15 protein-coding genes and 1 riboswitch are annotated in these 14,751 nt (G+C 59.2%); of the genes, 5 read left to right on the top strand and 10 right to left on the bottom strand.

Annotated elements, in window-relative coordinates; translation table 11 throughout:
• Positions 1 to 9 precede the first annotated feature (9 nt).
• The 6 genes from ASE07_RS00365 to apbC form a co-directional block, all read right to left on the bottom strand.
• Entirely contained in the window at positions 10 to 207 is a 198-nt protein-coding gene (locus ASE07_RS00365) for a hypothetical protein (RefSeq protein ID WP_057288814.1), read from the bottom strand.
• A gap of 166 nt (positions 208 to 373) precedes the next feature.
• Positions 374 to 988, bottom strand: coding sequence for a TorD/DmsD family molecular chaperone (locus tag ASE07_RS00360; protein ID WP_057288813.1), 615 nt, complete (start codon positions 986 to 988; stop codon positions 374 to 376).
• An 84-nt stretch (positions 989 to 1,072) separates the two neighbouring features.
• Positions 1,073 to 3,169: a 4Fe-4S binding protein gene (locus tag ASE07_RS00355; protein ID WP_082583865.1), complete on the bottom strand. Its 2,097-nt coding sequence runs from the start codon at positions 3,167 to 3,169 to the stop codon at positions 1,073 to 1,075.
• Positions 3,153 to 3,692 (bottom strand): DUF3306 domain-containing protein, encoded by a 540-nt coding sequence (locus ASE07_RS00350; RefSeq protein ID WP_057288811.1) that lies wholly within the window; start codon positions 3,690 to 3,692, stop codon positions 3,153 to 3,155. The genes ASE07_RS00355 and ASE07_RS00350 overlap by 17 nt, the downstream gene beginning before the upstream one ends.
• Entirely contained in the window at positions 3,682 to 4,200 is a 519-nt protein-coding gene (locus ASE07_RS00345) for a DUF3305 domain-containing protein (RefSeq protein ID WP_057288810.1), read from the bottom strand. The genes ASE07_RS00350 and ASE07_RS00345 overlap by 11 nt, the downstream gene beginning before the upstream one ends.
• Positions 4,201 to 4,437: 237 nt before the next feature.
• Positions 4,438 to 5,526 carry an iron-sulfur cluster carrier protein ApbC gene (gene apbC, locus ASE07_RS00340; RefSeq protein ID WP_057288809.1) on the bottom strand — a complete coding sequence of 363 codons (1,089 nt, stop codon included), beginning with the start codon at positions 5,524 to 5,526 and terminating at the stop codon, positions 4,438 to 4,440.
• Between the two features lie 174 nt (positions 5,527 to 5,700).
• Between apbC and mobA the strand changes: the two genes are divergently transcribed.
• The 4 genes from mobA to ASE07_RS00320 all read left to right on the top strand — a co-directional run bounded on the left by mobA (position 5,701) and on the right by ASE07_RS00320 (position 10,669).
• Positions 5,701 to 6,300: a molybdenum cofactor guanylyltransferase MobA gene (gene mobA, locus ASE07_RS00335; RefSeq protein WP_057288808.1), complete on the top strand. Its 600-nt coding sequence runs from the start codon at positions 5,701 to 5,703 to the stop codon at positions 6,298 to 6,300.
• 5 nt (positions 6,301 to 6,305) lie between these two features.
• A complete protein-coding gene (moeA, locus tag ASE07_RS00330; protein ID WP_057288807.1) occupies positions 6,306 to 7,595 on the top strand; it encodes a molybdopterin molybdotransferase MoeA in 1,290 nt (429 codons plus the stop codon).
• Between the two features lie 360 nt (positions 7,596 to 7,955).
• A complete protein-coding gene (lon, locus tag ASE07_RS00325; protein ID WP_057289051.1) occupies positions 7,956 to 10,325 on the top strand; it encodes an endopeptidase La in 2,370 nt (789 codons plus the stop codon).
• A complete protein-coding gene (locus ASE07_RS00320) occupies positions 10,322 to 10,669 on the top strand; it encodes a hypothetical protein (RefSeq protein ID WP_057288806.1) in 348 nt (115 codons plus the stop codon). The genes lon and ASE07_RS00320 overlap by 4 nt, the downstream gene beginning before the upstream one ends.
• Positions 10,670 to 10,689: 20 nt before the next feature.
• Here the strand turns inward: ASE07_RS00320 and ASE07_RS00315 are convergent, their stop codons facing one another.
• A complete protein-coding gene (locus ASE07_RS00315) occupies positions 10,690 to 11,817 on the bottom strand; it encodes a cytochrome P450 (protein WP_057288805.1) in 1,128 nt (375 codons plus the stop codon).
• 30 nt (positions 11,818 to 11,847) lie between these two features.
• Positions 11,848 to 12,399, bottom strand: a complete 552-nt coding sequence (locus tag ASE07_RS27875) for an antibiotic biosynthesis monooxygenase family protein (protein ID WP_082583864.1) — start codon at positions 12,397 to 12,399, stop codon at positions 11,848 to 11,850.
• Positions 12,400 to 12,483: 84 nt separating this feature from the next.
• On the opposite strand from ASE07_RS27875, the gene ASE07_RS00305 reads away from it, so the two are divergent.
• Entirely contained in the window at positions 12,484 to 13,173 is a 690-nt protein-coding gene (locus ASE07_RS00305) for an ArsR/SmtB family transcription factor (RefSeq protein WP_057288804.1), read from the top strand.
• A 79-nt stretch (positions 13,174 to 13,252) separates the two neighbouring features.
• Here the strand turns inward: ASE07_RS00305 and ASE07_RS00300 are convergent, their stop codons facing one another.
• Positions 13,253 to 14,011 (bottom strand): phytanoyl-CoA dioxygenase family protein, encoded by a 759-nt coding sequence (locus tag ASE07_RS00300; protein ID WP_057288803.1) that lies wholly within the window; start codon positions 14,009 to 14,011, stop codon positions 13,253 to 13,255.
• Positions 14,012 to 14,153: 142 nt separating this feature from the next.
• The gene (locus ASE07_RS00295) at positions 14,154 to 14,474 is read right to left on the bottom strand and encodes a hypothetical protein (RefSeq protein WP_057288802.1); all 321 of its coding nucleotides are present in this window, start codon (positions 14,472 to 14,474) and stop codon (positions 14,154 to 14,156) included.
• Between the two features lie 59 nt (positions 14,475 to 14,533).
• Positions 14,534 to 14,622, bottom strand: a riboswitch (cyclic di-GMP riboswitch).
• Positions 14,623 to 14,751: the final 129 nt, after the last annotated feature.

The following is a 14,751-nucleotide window of genomic DNA, read 5'->3' as shown; positions in this document are numbered from 1 at the left end:
CCTCGACGGTTAGATGGTGGTCGTCCGGTAATACTTTTTAACGTGTTCCGTCAGGCGGTAACCGTCACCCTTCGGCTCGGAGGGAGTCGTTTCGGTGACTTCCGGTATGGCGGTTTTGGATGAAATTTTTGCAGCGATGCCAGCGGCCGCTGCGAGACCCAGGCCGGCGAAGAACGTCCGGCGGGCAATCTTGGTTTGATCTGCCATATCTGTCTCCTAATGGTAGTAGGATGAAAACCGATCCTCGCTACTTTTTATTTTGTTTCTTCAAGTTAGCACAAATTCCTGAGAATTGCATTGAGGTAGAAAATTTGTCCATGCAAGTTGATCGTTCCGCAAACGATCTTGCATCGATGCCGGCCTGGTTTCCGCCTTATGCCATATCAAATGCCTGCATCTCCACTTCAAAAAATGCCTTTGCCAGTCGGGCGACCGGCGCATAAAAAACCGCTTGCGGATGGGCTTCGATTGCATCGCACAATTGAGAAACCCAAGGCTGCAGATGTTGCCCGAAAAACTGTTTCTGCGTCGCCAGATTGGCATGTGTTACGTCGTCCGATGCAATCAGGTAGCGCATGACTTCGCATAGCGTCGCGATATGGTCTTCACTCTCGTTGACGTGCTGCTCCCGTTCCAGTCCCAAGCGGGCAAGATCGGTACGCAAGGCGGCCAGCGGCTTTTCCATCATGAATCCGGCTAGGTAATACGAGCCATACAGGATGACCTCCGGTTTGCCGACACCGATGAACAGCGAATCATATTCGTCGCGTACCTGTTCCGCGCTTGCGGACGCACAGGCAGCCGAGACTTCTCCCCATGCCTGTCGCAACACACCGTCACCTTCATTGGGCGCGGCGGCAATGGTTTCCAGCATGTGTTGCGATGGCGGCGCATAGAACAGCGAAGCCAGCACGCCGTACAGGTCGGCCCGTGCGGTTTCCTCGCCCTGGTCGGGCGCTTCAAATTTCAAGGGCTGGGCAGTGGTCATAATTTACTTGGTGGCATCCTGCTTGGTGATCCGATTACTGCAAGGCTGGAACGCTTGAATCAGCGGTTCAATGCATGCTTCAACTTATCGCTTCAATTCCAGAATCGACGTTTCCTTCTTGTTTTCCATCATGTCGATCACCCTGCAGTCCGAGCACATTTTCAACCGGTCGATATTGCCGGCGAAAGCGCCATGCAGCGACAGTTTGGACAACATGGTTTCGATCATCCGCAAGGTGCCGAACGGTTTGCTGCAGCGGATACAGTGATACGGCTGCGCCTCATTCAGCGTGGCGGGCTGTCTGGCTGCATCGCCGAGCAGCAGGCGCGGCGACAGGCTGATCGCATTTTCAGGACAAGTCTTTTCGCACAGCCCGCACTGCACGCAATTCTTTTCAATGAAACGCAACTGCGGCAGATTGGGATTGTCGAGCAGCGCCGATTCCGGGCAGGCACCGACACAGGACATGCATAGCGTGCAGGCCGAGGCGTTCACCTTCACCTGACCGAAGGGCGCGCCCGCAGGCAGGGGAATGTCTTCCCTGGCTGTCGGTGCATGCTTGAGCAAATGCTCGAAGGCAAAATCCAGCGTGCTGCGCTTTTCCGCGCCGATGTTGTACACGGCACGCACGGCAGGCACTTGCGCCGGCTGCAGCTTGTGCAGCTGGGCATCGAGTTCCGCCGGTGTCGTTGCGCGCAGTAAGGCAATATGCTGCCCCTGGTAGCCCAGACCCGACAGGATCGTTTGCGCAACCCCGATCTGCGCCTCCAGCGCGTCCAGGTATTGCGGCGCTTCGTCGCCGGTGCTCAGCACCAGCACGTTGGTGGCGCCGTAGCAAAGTGCGCTCAGCCAGGTGTCCATGCCGACCGACGCCACATGATGCAGGTCGACCGGCATCACGCGCGCAGGCATGCCTTGCACAGAACCGGTGGCAGCCAGCTGGCCGAAGCGGTTGATCAGATCCGCGCCTTGTTCCTGGTTATGCAGCAGCAATGCTGGCTGCTTGCCGCCGGCTTTTGCATACGTGGACAGCAAGGTCTTGATCCGTACACCGAGATCGGACGCACGCGGATACGCATAGCTCAATGCGCCGGACGGGCAGACCGTGGTGCAGGCGCCGCAGCCGACACAGAGGTTGGGATTGACCTTGATGTGATTGCCGTTGTGCGCAATCGCTTCTGCCGAGCACACTTCAACGCAGGCATTGCAGCCGACCGTCTGGTTGCGGCTGTGCGCGCAAATCTTTTCCTTGTAGACGAAAAACTTGGGCTTGCTGAACTCGCCAACCAGCTGGGTCAGCTGCATTGCCTGCTCGGTTTGCCTGAATGGGTCGGCGCCAGGCGCGAAATAACCTTGCGGCGGCTGATGCAGCGTAATCAACGGCTGATCGGACAAGTCGAACACCAGATCAAATTCACCGCTGCGCACCGTGTCCTCGCGCTGGAAGTCGATTGCACCGATCGCACCGCACGCTTTCACGCAATCGCGGTGCGAGGTACAGGCAGCCAAGTTGATCTGGTAGTCGAGGCCGATGGCATTTTCAGGGCAGGCGTTGATACAGGCATTGCAACGCGTGCACAATTCCAGGTCGATCGGGTTGGCTTGCTGCCAGCTGACCTTGAATGCGCCGAGCCAGCCATCGATACGAATGGCTGTGCCGGAATAGGTTGGATAATTGCGGCCCTGCAGCGGAGTGTCCGCATTGCCGGAGGTCAGCAACACATTCACGCCGAGCTGGCTGCCCAATCGCTTTGCCCAGGGCAGCACGCGATCGGCGGGCCCGATCAGCAGCACATTGCCGCTGGAATCGTACTCAACCGTTGGCACCGGTTCCGGATCGGGCAATGCGGCGGCGGCAAGCAGTGCCGCCATTTTAGGCAGGGATTGCTTCGCCTCTTTGCCCCAGCCGCCGGTTTCACGCAAGTTGACGAAACGGATCGGCGCGACCGCCAGCTTCTGCTCTGCGAGTTCGGAAAACAGCGCTTGTTCCTGCGTACAGCCGACGACCACCTGATCGCCACTTTGTACTTGCACGCTGTCAAGATAAGCACCGACCTCGCGCCTGCACAGTTGCGTCGCGGGATGAATGCTGCAGTCAAGCGCCGCGCCGAGCGTTGCGCCTGCCGCCGCGTCAAGCGGCATCGTCTGGTTGCAGCTGCAGACTTTAAACTGGGTTGTCATGTGAAGCCTGGTCCGGGGTGTTGTCTACGTCATCGTCGATATCGGATGATGCAAGTTCGTTATCGACTGCTTTGTGTTCAGGCGGCTCAGCTTGCGCGCTCGCTTCCTCCGTCGGCGGAGGTGTCTGCAACAGGCGCATCAACGGATGCTCCAGTTGCGACAGCGGATCGAGCAATCCCTTGGCATGGTTGAGCGCCGCCAGCATGGCAGGAGGAATGGGATCGAATTTGTTGTAGTCCTCGATATAGACATCAAGGCCGTCCATCACATTGAAATGTGGATCGGTGAACAGCTTTTTCATGGCGGAGCGCCGCACATTTTCATCGACTCCGCGCGCGACGAACGGCGTGAAATCGGAGTCGGATGTGAGTGTCGCGACATCTTCAATGGTTGGCGGCGGCTTTGGCTGCGCATCCGCTACCGGCTGCGATACAGATGTCGGTACCGTGATGGCAGCCTGTTTTTCCTCGGCCGCTTCCGCATTGCGTTTGCTCCAGCGCGCAAAGAAGCTTTCAGCTTCCATGGCTGCCTCCTTCGGCACGTGCCATCTGATCGACGCCGGCGCCCCCTTCGAACGAAGGCTTGCGCCGCTTCTTTTTGACTTCGGGACGATAGTGCTGCTGGACGAAGGCGCCCAGATGCGCAACGATGTCCGGGGAGGCCGGCAGGGTATCGACCTGTTCGCCGCCATCCATCAGCCGCGCGGCTTCGTTGTAGGACAGGGTGACTTGTTTGGGCACCGCGACTTCAGCGCCGTCGATGTCCTCGATACGCCACATGATGAACCAGCAGGGCACGGGGGAATCGACGTTAAGAAAATAACCTTCGGCTTCGTCGGTGTAGAGACGGACCTCGTAGCCGCCGAAGAGCCAGCGCGCGTCGGCCTCGTCGTTACGTAAACAGCGCCCACCACCGTCTTGCAAACCGGAATCTGCCGATATGTCTATCGGCTTCCATTGAATGGGTTGCCAGCGGTTTGCAAGCGGTACGCGCTGCATTACCACGGCTACCTTGAGTGCATCTGTCTCCATGTGCTCCGCTGGTGCTTTGCACCTATGTTATGTATCAGAACATATTGTGCAATATTGCGCCAAAAAACAGATTTGTGCACGTGTGTTTGCAAGACGTTGCCTGTTAGGCAAAATTGCTGCAGTTCGAAACCCCCGGCGTTACCGGCCTGATGGGTGAAATCCGGCACAAAAAAGAACGCCCTTCGAGTGAGGAAGGGCGTTTTGCTGCGCCGCAGCAGTCCATGCATTAACCCCGCATCAGTCGTTCTTGATCACGATACTCGGGAACTTGCTGCTCATGTCCTTGGCTTTTTCCGCCACCTTGACCGCGACCTTGCGCGCAATGGTTTTGTAGATCGCCGCCACCTGACCATCCGGATCGGCAACCACGGTCGGCTTGCCCGAATCGGTCTGCTCGCGGATCGACATCGTCAGCGGCAGCGCGCCGAGGAAATCCACGCCATATTCCGCACACATCTTCTCGCCGCCACCTTGGCCGAAAATCGGTTCGGCATGGCCGCAGTTGGAGCAGATGTGCATGCTCATGTTTTCAACAATGCCGAGGATGGGGATGCCAACTTTCTCGAACATCTTGAGACCCTTGCGCGCATCCAGCAGCGCGATGTCCTGCGGTGTGGTGACGATCACCGCGCCGGTGACCGGCACTTTCTGCGACAAAGTCAGCTGCACATCGCCGGTGCCCGGCGGCATGTCGACGATCAGGTAATCCAGGTCGCGCCAGTTGGTCTGTTCGAGCAATTGCTGCAACGCCTGCGTGACGATCGGGCCACGCCAGACCATGGGTTCGTCCGGATCGATCATGAACCCGATCGACGATACTTGCAGGCCATGGTTTTCCAGCGGTTCCATGGTCTTGCCATCCACTGTTTCAGGACGCCCATTGATACCCATCATCATCGGCTGTGAGGGGCCGTAGATATCGGCATCCAGGATGCCGACGGTGGCGCCTTCGGCGGCCAGTGCGAGCGCCAGATTGACGGCGGTGGTCGATTTGCCGACCCCACCCTTGCCGGACGCCACGGCAATAATGTTCTTCACATTGGGCATCAGCTTGACGCCGCGCTGTGCGGTATGGGCAATGATCTTCGAATACACGTTGACGCTGACATTGCCGGCGCCTTCGACACCGCGCACTGCGGCAATGGTGGCCTTGCGGATGAGGTCCAGCTGGCTCCGGGCAGGATAGCCGAGTTCGACGTCCAGCATGACATCGGCGCCGTCGAGGCGGATATTTTTGGCGGATTTGGAGCTGACCAGGTCCTTGCCGGTATTGGGATCGATGACTTGCGACAAGGCGGCTTTGACGGTTTCAATCGAGATGCTCATTACTTCTCCTCATAGATGCGCAAAGTCTAAACCAGATTGCAGCGAATGCGCTTGCAAGTTTTTCGGACGGGTCTTGCCAGTTTGCCATGACGTTATCACGACTGTTCGACAGATAAACGATGCACGACTTACAATGTCCGCTACCGTCCCTACGAAGTTCCAATGAATGCTTCCATGACGATCGATACTCAACAGATTACCGGACTGATCCTCGCCGGCGGCCGCGGCTCCCGCATGGGGAGCGTGGACAAGGGCCTGCAGAATTTCCGTGGCGCGCCGATGGTACTGCATGTCATCATGCGCCTGTCGCCGCAGGTTGGCGCCCTGATGATCAACGCCAATCGCAACCTTGGTCCGTATGAAGGTTTCGGGTTGCCGGTCTGGCCCGACCAGCTCACGGGTTTCGAAGGGCCGCTCGCCGGTTTGCAGACTGGCCTGTCGCAGTGCGATACCAACTACCTGGTGACGGCCCCGTGCGACTCGCCTTTTCTGCCGCAGGATCTAGTCGAACGCCTGTTCCAGGCACTGACCGACAACGATGCGGACCTCGCGGTTGCCGTCACCGAGGAAGAGGGCAGGCGCCAGCCGCATCCGGTGTTCTGCCTGATGAAAGCCTCGGTACTGCCGAACCTGACTGCCTTCCTGCAATTGGGCGAGCGCAAGATCGACAAGTGGTACCGTTCACTCAACTTCGTCGAAGTCATGTTTCCCGACGAAACCGCTTTCCGCAACATCAACACCCTTGACGAACTGCGTCGCTTCGAAAATACCTGACCCCCATGCCCAGCCTTTCAGAAGTCATCAGCTGCCTGTCGGGCTACGACCCGAATGCCGTGCCCGTGGCACAAGCGCAGCAAATTATCCGCGATGTGGTCGCACCCGTGCAGGGTGTGGAAAAAGTCGCGATCCGTTCGGCGCTTGACCGGGTTCTTGCGCAAGATATCGTGTCGCCGATCAATGTGCCGCAGCATGACAATTCGGCAATGGACGGTTATGCGGTCTGCGGTGCGGACCTTGGTGCGGCCGGTCCGACCGTCCTGAAAGTAGTCGGCACCGTGCACGCGGGCGGCCGCTTCGATGGTACGTTGAATCCGGGTGAATGCATCCGCATCATGACCGGCGCACCAATGCCGGCGCGCTGCGATACCGTGGTGCCGCAGGAATTTACCGAGGCTGCCGACGCTACCAATGCCACTGCGGTGACCATTCCCGCAGGCGTGGTCAAAACCGGTGACAACCGACGCCTGCAAGGTGAAGACCTGATGGCGGGCAAGCCTGCATTATTCAAAGGCAAGCGCCTGCGTCCCGCCGACCTCGGCCTGCTGGCTTCGCTCGGTTTTGCGGAAGTGCCGGTGCAACGCCGTTTGCGTGTCGCCTTTTTCTCGACCGGCGATGAACTGCGTTCCATCGGCGAACCGTTGGACGCTGGTTGTGTCTACGATAGCAATCGCTACACGCTGTACGGCATGCTGACACGGCTTGGCTGCGACATCATCGACATGGGCGTGGTCCGGGACGATCCTTCCGCGCTGGAACAGGCATTCCGCACAGCATGCGAAAACGCCGATGCCGTGATCACGTCCGGTGGTGTATCGGTCGGTGAAGCCGATTACACAAAGCAAATGATGGCGACGCTGGGCGATGTGACATTCTGGAAAATCGGCATGCGGCCCGGACGTCCAATGGCTTTTGGCAAGATTTCCTCGAATGGCAGGAGCGCTTACCTGTTCGGCTTGCCGGGTAATCCGGTGGCGGTGATGGTGACCTTTTATTTCTTCGCCCGCCAGGCGCTGCTGCGCATGATGGGCGCGGACGATGCGCCTTTGCCGCTGATGCGCGCCGTATCCGCGTCGGCGATCCGCAAGAAGCCCGGGCGTACCGAATATCAGCGCGGCATCCTGACCGTTGGTGAGGATGGCCTGCAGCGCGTACGCATTACGGGCGCACAGGGATCCGGCATTCTGCGTTCGATGTCCGAAGCCAACTGCATGGTCGTCCTGCATCATGAACAAGGCAGCGTCAACGCCGGTGATCCGGTTGACGTCTTGCTGTTCGAAGGCCTGGTATAAAGCATGCTGGCGCCACTGCGTTGATGCGCCGCTACGGCGCGCTGGCAGTGGCGCAACCGATGTTCCTGTCTCGCCCTCTCGTCGCATCGATGCCGGTTCCATTCCCTTCGATGCCAGCCCGATGCGCGTCTAGTTTGCCTCTTTTCCGTTCCTTAGTTTGACAATGGTTTAGCTTCGCGTCGTCAGTTGCCGGATTCGGGCTTTCGTAGGAACAGGGTCTGCCCTTCCATGTCCAACAAGTCAGCCGCGAGCGCCGTGCATCTGCATGACCGTATCCGGTCAATCTTGGGACGTGACATGATCAAGCCGGAGCAACTACATATACTCGAAGCGAGCCTGGGCGGGGAAAGCACCAGGACAATGGAGGACATCAAGTCGTCACCCGCTGTGCTGCCGAAATTGCCGCACGATGCAATGGTCATCATTCCGGTGCGTTACCTCGTACTCTTTCCCGGCATGATCGTGCCGATCAGCATGGGACGCGAAGCGTCGATCGCCGCTGCGCGGGAAGCGGTGCGCACCGATCGCGAGATCGGCTTGCTGCTGCAGCATGACTCTGAAGTTGATACGCCGCGCGCCGATGAGTTGTACCAGGTTGGTACGGCCGCCAGCATCATGCGCTATATCACTTCGGAAGAAGGCGGGCATTACATCGTTTGTCAGGGGCAACAGCGGATCCGTGTGCTGGAATTCCTGGAAGGATTTCCATTTTTGGTAGCGCGTGTGGAGCGGATCGAGGATTCTGCCGACGACGGCAATGCCATCGAAGCACGAATGATTCCTCTAAAGCAGTTAACCGCGGAAGTCATCGACCTGTTGCCACAGGCCTCCGCCGAACTCGTTGCCGCAACGCAGAACATGGTTTCCGCCACCGCGCTTGCCGACTTCGTTGCGGGACTGGTTGACCTGCCCTTGCAGCAGAAACAGGAAATCCTGGAAACCGATGACTTGTCTGCGCGCCTGGACAAGGTGCTCGATGCCTTGTCCGCGCGTCTTGAAGTGCTACGCCTGTCCGAGGAAATCAGCGCCCAAACCAAGGAAAGAATGGAAGACCGCCAGCGCGAGTTCCTGCTGCGCGAGCAACTCAAGACCATCCAGGATGAACTGGGTGAAGCAGAAAGCGTTAATGCCGAGCTCGACAAGCTTTCCGAAGGCATTGCCCGCGCAGCGATGCCGCAAGACGTCGAAGCGCACGCCCGCAAGGAGTTGCAGCGCCTCAAGCGCATGCCCGAAGCGGCAGCGGAATATTCAATGCTCTGCACGTATCTGGAATGGATGACGGAATTGCCATGGGCGATCGGCAGCGAAGACTGTATCGATATTGCAGCCGCACGCAATATTCTCGATGAAGATCACTTCGGCCTGCTCAAGGTCAAGCGCCGCATTCTCGAACATCTCGCGGTGCGCAAGCTTAATCCGGGAGGAAAGAGCCCCATCCTGTGCTTTGTCGGTCCACCCGGTGTCGGCAAAACCTCGCTCGGCCAGAGCATTGCCCGTGCGACCGGACGCAAGTTTGCCCGCGTGAGTCTTGGCGGCGTGCACGATGAGGCCGAGATCCGCGGCCACCGCCGTACCTATGTAGGCGCCTTGCCCGGCAATATCATCCAGGCCTTGCGCAAGGCCGGCACCAACAACTGCGTGGTCATGCTCGACGAGATGGACAAGCTTGGCAGCGGTGGCATGCATGGCGACCCGGCGGCGGCGTTGCTGGAAGTGCTTGACCCGGAACAGAACGGCAGTTTTCGCGACAATTATCTGGCCCAGCCTTTCGACTTGTCCAAGGTGATGTTCATCGGTACGGCCAACATGCTCGACACCATCCCAGGCCCTTTGCTGGACAGGATGGAAGTGCTGCATCTGCCTGGATATACCTCTGAGGAAAAAAAGCAGATTGCACACCGTTATCTGATCCAGCGGCAACTCGATGCTGATGGCTTGCGAGCGGAACAATGCCGGCTCACCGATCACGCGATCGACGCCTTGATCCACGACTACACGCGTGAAGCCGGTGTGCGCAATCTCGAACGCGAGATCGGCAATGTCTTCCGGCATGTGGCAATGCGGGTGGCAGAAGGATCGGCGCAACAGGTGACGGTCGACGCCGGCGATCTGGCCGACATCCTTGGACCGGCAAAATTCGAAAGCGAACTGGCTCTCCGTACCAGCCTGTCGGGGGTCGCCACCGGGCTCGCGTGGACGCCGGCCGGCGGCGATATCCTGTTCATCGAGGCCAGCCGCACGCCTGGTTCCGGCAAGCTGATCCTCACCGGTCAGCTCGGCGATGTCATGAAGGAAAGTGCGCAGGCCGCGCTCACGCTGCTCAAGGCCCACGCCGCTGAACTCCAGGTCGATCCCGAGGTCTTCGACAAACATGACATCCATGTGCACGTGCCGGCCGGAGCGATGCCCAAGGATGGGCCCAGTGCCGGCGTGGCGATTTACGTCGCGCTCGCCTCGCTGGTGCGCGACAAGCCGATCAGCCACGATTGCGCGATGACCGGCGAGATCAGCCTGCGCGGCCTGGTACTGCCCGTCGGCGGCGTCAAGGAAAAAGTCCTCGCCGCGCTGCAGGCCGGTATCAAGGTCGTCCTGCTGCCGGCCCGCAATCGCAAGGACATGGATGATATTCCCGAAGCCGCGCGCAAGGGATTGCGCTTCGTCTGGCTGGAAACGGTGGACGATGCGCTGCATGAAGCCATCGGTCACCTGATCATTGGAGATACCGTATGAAGTGGGAACTCGATCACCAGATTCAACAGCCGCAACAACTGCAACAACAACGCAGCGAACCCGTACGCCAGGACGCATGGCCGCCGGCGCAGCAGGTCCCGTTCAACATGCCGAGCGGTTTTGTTACCTTTCGCTATTCATCGACGGAAGTGTTTTCGCAGAACGGACAGGTACACGTCAAAATGCGTGAGACGCGCTATCAGGATGGCCGGCTCAGTTCGCAGGAATGCGAAGGCTCGCTCAACCGCGACGCCTACCAGCGCATGGTCAGCGAAGCGCAGTCTCAATTCCTGAACCAGATGTTTGGCGTCGCCCGTTTGCTGCTCGGCCCGTTCATCCGCTGAGCCCTCGGTTTCAATCCAGGTCAGCCAAGCGCCAGCATCATGCGTTGCGGCATGCGTGCATTGACCATGGGCGCATACGCAAGCTCCTGTGGCATGAGTCGCACGCGCGTCCGGCCCAATAGCGCGGCCAGCGCCTCTGCGGCAAGTGCCACGGAAAAATGTCGTGCCGCGCATTCATGGATGCCTGCGCCGAAGCTCAAATGCTTGTCGTTGTTTGTGCGAGCGGGGTCGAATTGCCCGGGGCGTTCGAAGACCGCCGGATCGCGGTTGGCGGCCGCCATGACGACCAGTACCGCATCGCCTCGCTGCACGACTTGCCCGCCGAGACGCACGTCGTCCGCCATGATCCTGCGCGTGTTGTGAATCGGCGGATCGAAACGCAGGGTTTCCACCACCAGTCGCTCGCAGGTTTGCCGGTCGGGTGTTGCACCGACCGCAAGATGCCGCAACGCCTGCAGCATCGTATTGCCAAGCAAGCCACGTCCGGCATCGACGCTCTGGATAAGCAGGCCGATCAGGTTGACCGCATACGTGTCGAGCGCATCCTGGTCCTGTGCCAGCGTCCGAAGCAAGGGATGGGCGAGAATATGGCGCCTGGCGATTGCCAGTGCCGACTCTGCGGCGTCGCCGGCTTCCTTTGCTTGTGCCGCCGTCTTCTCGGGCAGCATGATTTTTGTCAGTTGTTCCGTCTGCGGAAGCAGAATCGCAATGTCGTCTTCGGCAAATCCCAGCCCTTGCATGACGGCCAGCGCCGGCAGCTTGCGGCATACCGTATCGACCCAATCGACTTCTTTTGAATCACCGAGCAGACGCGACAACATGGCGTCAATGGCATGCGGCTGCAATTGGGCAAACAAACCCATCACTGCCTGGCGGAATACAGGATGCGCTGGCGGATTGGCAAGGCGTGCCAGCCGTGCGACCAGCATGCGCGCGGCGTCGTTGAGCGCCTGGTTCTTTTCCGTGTGCTGTGGCGGAATCATTGCGGCCGGATGCTGCAACAAGGTCGTACTTTCCTTGTAGCCGTACACTGCCCACACATGGTCCTCGGCACTCCAGCAAACAGGCTGCACGCGCCGCATCGCATACAGGGTATAAGGATCGGTAACCTCCGATTGCAGGAATAACACCTTGTTCATGATTGCCATGTTTTCTCCAGTTTGTACTGCTGATCGAGCTTAGCCGCGCGTCACGGCAGGAAAGTGTTGCGGTGCCTGCTGCCTGTCGAACAGCCCATAGTCACGCAGTACGTTGGCGCACCAGATACGCTCTGATGCGGCTGGTGGTAACAGTGGTTCGGCAAACCCCGCGTCGGACTCCCACAGATCGATGTGTTTGCCAGGAGTAACCAGGCTGTCAAATCGTTTGCCGCGCGGCAGGCTGGGATTGGCAGGATGTTCATGCATTACAAGTAGCGGGCTGTTTTCCACCGGGGATGTCCCGGCATCGGCCATGCGTACGACACGTAGCCGATAGTCGTCGAACACTGAAGCACGTCCGGCTTCCTGGGCGGCATGGTGTTCGCCATGATTGCGCCATTGCACCAGTGCCGTTTCGGTTTCCCAGAATGACAGGGAAAGTATCCAGCCTGGATTCGTCATGCTGCGGAAGCGTTCGATCGACACAAAGCCAGGTATCTCGTCAAGGCGGGGACGCAGGGCGGCGGCCGTATCCAGATAGCGTTGATAACCGCTGGCGGATGGCAATACTTCAAATACGACTGCATACATGGTGACCTCCGTTGTCCATTTTCCGTTGCTGATGGAGGAATGATACGATGGCGATATCTCCGATATTTCATCCTGAGGTGAAGCATGGAATCCGCTGTACAGATTGCAAAGGTCGCCGCACTGCTCGGCGAACCGGCGCGTGCCGCGATGTTATGGCAACTGATCGATGGCCGCGCCCGCCCCGCCGGTGAGCTCGCCTTTGCAGCCAATGTTTCGGCGCAATCGGCCAGCGGCCACCTGGCCAAGCTGGTCGAAGCGGAATTGCTGCAGGTAGAAACCCAGGGGCGGCACCGCTATTACCGTCTTGCCAGCCATACGGTTGGCGTGGCGCTGGAGTCGCTGGCGGCGATTGCCCCGCGCCCCGCGCTGAAGCCGGTGCCGGCCTCGCGCGGCACACCGCCGGCCATGCGTTTTGCCCGTACCTGTTACGACCATCTCGCCGGAGAACTGGCCGTCAGCCTGCTCATGCAGATGGAGCAGAAGGCCCTGCTGACACGCAGCGAAAAAAACTTTGACGTTTCCGCAAAGGGTGAAAAGGCCTTCGCCCGGCTCGGCATGGATTTGTCCTCGCTGCGTGGAACAAAGCGCCAGTTCGCCTGCGGTTGTCTTGACTGGAGCGAGCGCCAGTTCCATCTTGGCGGCGCACTGGGTGCCGCGCTGTTGCAACGCATGCTGGATGAAAAATGGTTATTGCGCGGACAGCAGGCGAGGGTGCTGCAGTTGACGCCCGCCGGGAGCGCGGGCCTGAAAGACGTGTTTGGGATACGTTTGTAGCGAATGCCAGCCGACGCGCCGGTGCGTCAGCCCGGATCCGCTCCGGGGCTACGGATATGCCTGATGAGGCCGACGATTTCTATCCCAGGCAGACATCGCCTGCTTGCGCCGAGCGGCTTCCGGCAAGGGGAAGATTGCTTTCGCCACGATAGGCAAACACCACCGAATTCTTCACCGCAGCGCCGTTATTTCTGCCCGCTGCATGGAACAGACCGCTGTGGAAGAACAGGACATCCCCCTGTTCCAGTTCCACCGTCGTCCCGCCGGCAAAGATCGCCAGGTTCTCTTGCACATCCGGTCGCAGGAAATCGAGTTCATCGAGTTGGGAGCGCTTGATGTCCAGCCGGTGGGAACCGGGAATCACCTTCAGTGCGCCATTGGCATCCTTTTCGCTGCCGAGCGCCAGCCAGACCGAAATCAGCTCGTTGCGGGCAAACGACCAGTAACGGATATCGCGATGCCAGCCCGTCGCAGTGCCGAAGTTGGGGTGCTTGGTCATCACACAGTTGTGGTGAGCCAGCGTCAGGCACACCCGTTCGCCGAGCAGTTCGCGCAGCCATACAACGAGACGGGCATCTTCGGCCCATGCACGAAACGCCGGGTCGCGCTGGTAAGCGGCACGCAGCCGGCGCACGGTCCGGCCACCCGGTGCATCGAGTGAAGCGGGCGCGCCGGCGTAACCGACTTCGGCTTCGAATTCGACCGGCGCCAGTGCCTGCTGCAGGTGCGCCTGCGTTACGGCCAGCATGCTGGCGCAAGCTGCCGGTGATGCCAGCTTCCTGAAAACCAGGTAGCCATCCGTCCTGAACTGTTCAATCTGTGCTGCTGAAAGCGACATGCCGCATATCCTCCTGAGAGGCTCTACGTTAGCGCAAAAACCACAGCTTTGGGCGCAACTTTGATGGCAAATCAGCGACGCTGACCGGACGCAGGCCACCATTCCATGGAAAAGAATCTACCCGGTATTGATTGAAAGCGTCCTATCGACCCTGGCCGAAATACCGGCCGCCCGCCGTCGCCTGATGATGGCGTTCGGCCAGCGCCCACAGCTTGTTGCCATTACGCGTGCGATGATCGAAAGGTTTCTTTTGCCCGGCCGCGACAGCATCGCTTTCACCGAGTGCCGCCTGAATGTTGGCCTTGAAGGCTTCGCGGAATTCCGAAGAAGAAAAACAGGAAGATGTGTTGCTCCCGACGACGATGGTCATCGTGTCGCCGGACTGCACAAAGCCGCATGCCGCCAATACCGGGGAGGTCATCAGTGCGGAAACGAAAAACAGGGCAATGCTGGCTTTGGACATGGCGGCTCACAATATAACGATGCAAGGCATGCCAAAGGCGGAAGCTTGGCTTCGCTTCGGAAGGCGGCCCCGCTACCATGAGAGGAAAACCTCTGTTAGGCCGGAAGCTTTGCGTCCCGGTCTTTCGACCGGTTTGCCCTGCGGTGATGGAAGGGTTTTAGCGCAACAGGCAACAGCATTGCTCTTTAACAGATCACCGGTAAAGAACCAGCGCCGTCTCTAAAACTTTCAAGTTAGCGAAAGTATAGCAGTTTGTGAATTTTGTGTCCCACAGGCA

The organism is Noviherbaspirillum sp. Root189 (genome assembly GCF_001428545.1).
Taxonomy (GTDB): domain Bacteria; phylum Pseudomonadota; class Gammaproteobacteria; order Burkholderiales; family Burkholderiaceae_D; genus Noviherbaspirillum.
This window is presented reverse-complemented; position numbering and strand designations above follow the sequence as displayed.

Coding starts and splice junctions, on each gene's coding strand:
- ASE07_RS00365 (WP_057288814.1), bottom strand. CDS start 207: ATGGCAGATCAAACCAAGATTGCCCGCCGGACGTTCTTCGCCGGCCTG.
- ASE07_RS00360 (WP_057288813.1), bottom strand. CDS start 988: ATGACCACTGCCCAGCCCTTGAAATTTGAAGCGCCCGACCAGGGCGAG.
- ASE07_RS00355 (WP_082583865.1), bottom strand. CDS start 3,169: ATGACAACCCAGTTTAAAGTCTGCAGCTGCAACCAGACGATGCCGCTT.
- ASE07_RS00350 (WP_057288811.1), bottom strand. CDS start 3,692: ATGGAAGCTGAAAGCTTCTTTGCGCGCTGGAGCAAACGCAATGCGGAA.
- ASE07_RS00345 (WP_057288810.1), bottom strand. CDS start 4,200: ATGGAGACAGATGCACTCAAGGTAGCCGTGGTAATGCAGCGCGTACCG.
- apbC (WP_057288809.1), bottom strand. CDS start 5,526: ATGAGCATCTCGATTGAAACCGTCAAAGCCGCCTTGTCGCAAGTCATC.
- mobA (WP_057288808.1), top strand. CDS start 5,701: ATGACGATCGATACTCAACAGATTACCGGACTGATCCTCGCCGGCGGC.
- moeA (WP_057288807.1), top strand. CDS start 6,306: ATGCCCAGCCTTTCAGAAGTCATCAGCTGCCTGTCGGGCTACGACCCG.
- lon (WP_057289051.1), top strand. CDS start 7,956: ATGGAGGACATCAAGTCGTCACCCGCTGTGCTGCCGAAATTGCCGCAC.
- ASE07_RS00320 (WP_057288806.1), top strand. CDS start 10,322: ATGAAGTGGGAACTCGATCACCAGATTCAACAGCCGCAACAACTGCAA.
- ASE07_RS00315 (WP_057288805.1), bottom strand. CDS start 11,817: ATGGCAATCATGAACAAGGTGTTATTCCTGCAATCGGAGGTTACCGAT.
- ASE07_RS27875 (WP_082583864.1), bottom strand. CDS start 12,399: ATGTATGCAGTCGTATTTGAAGTATTGCCATCCGCCAGCGGTTATCAA.
- ASE07_RS00305 (WP_057288804.1), top strand. CDS start 12,484: ATGGAATCCGCTGTACAGATTGCAAAGGTCGCCGCACTGCTCGGCGAA.
- ASE07_RS00300 (WP_057288803.1), bottom strand. CDS start 14,011: ATGTCGCTTTCAGCAGCACAGATTGAACAGTTCAGGACGGATGGCTAC.
- ASE07_RS00295 (WP_057288802.1), bottom strand. CDS start 14,474: ATGTCCAAAGCCAGCATTGCCCTGTTTTTCGTTTCCGCACTGATGACC.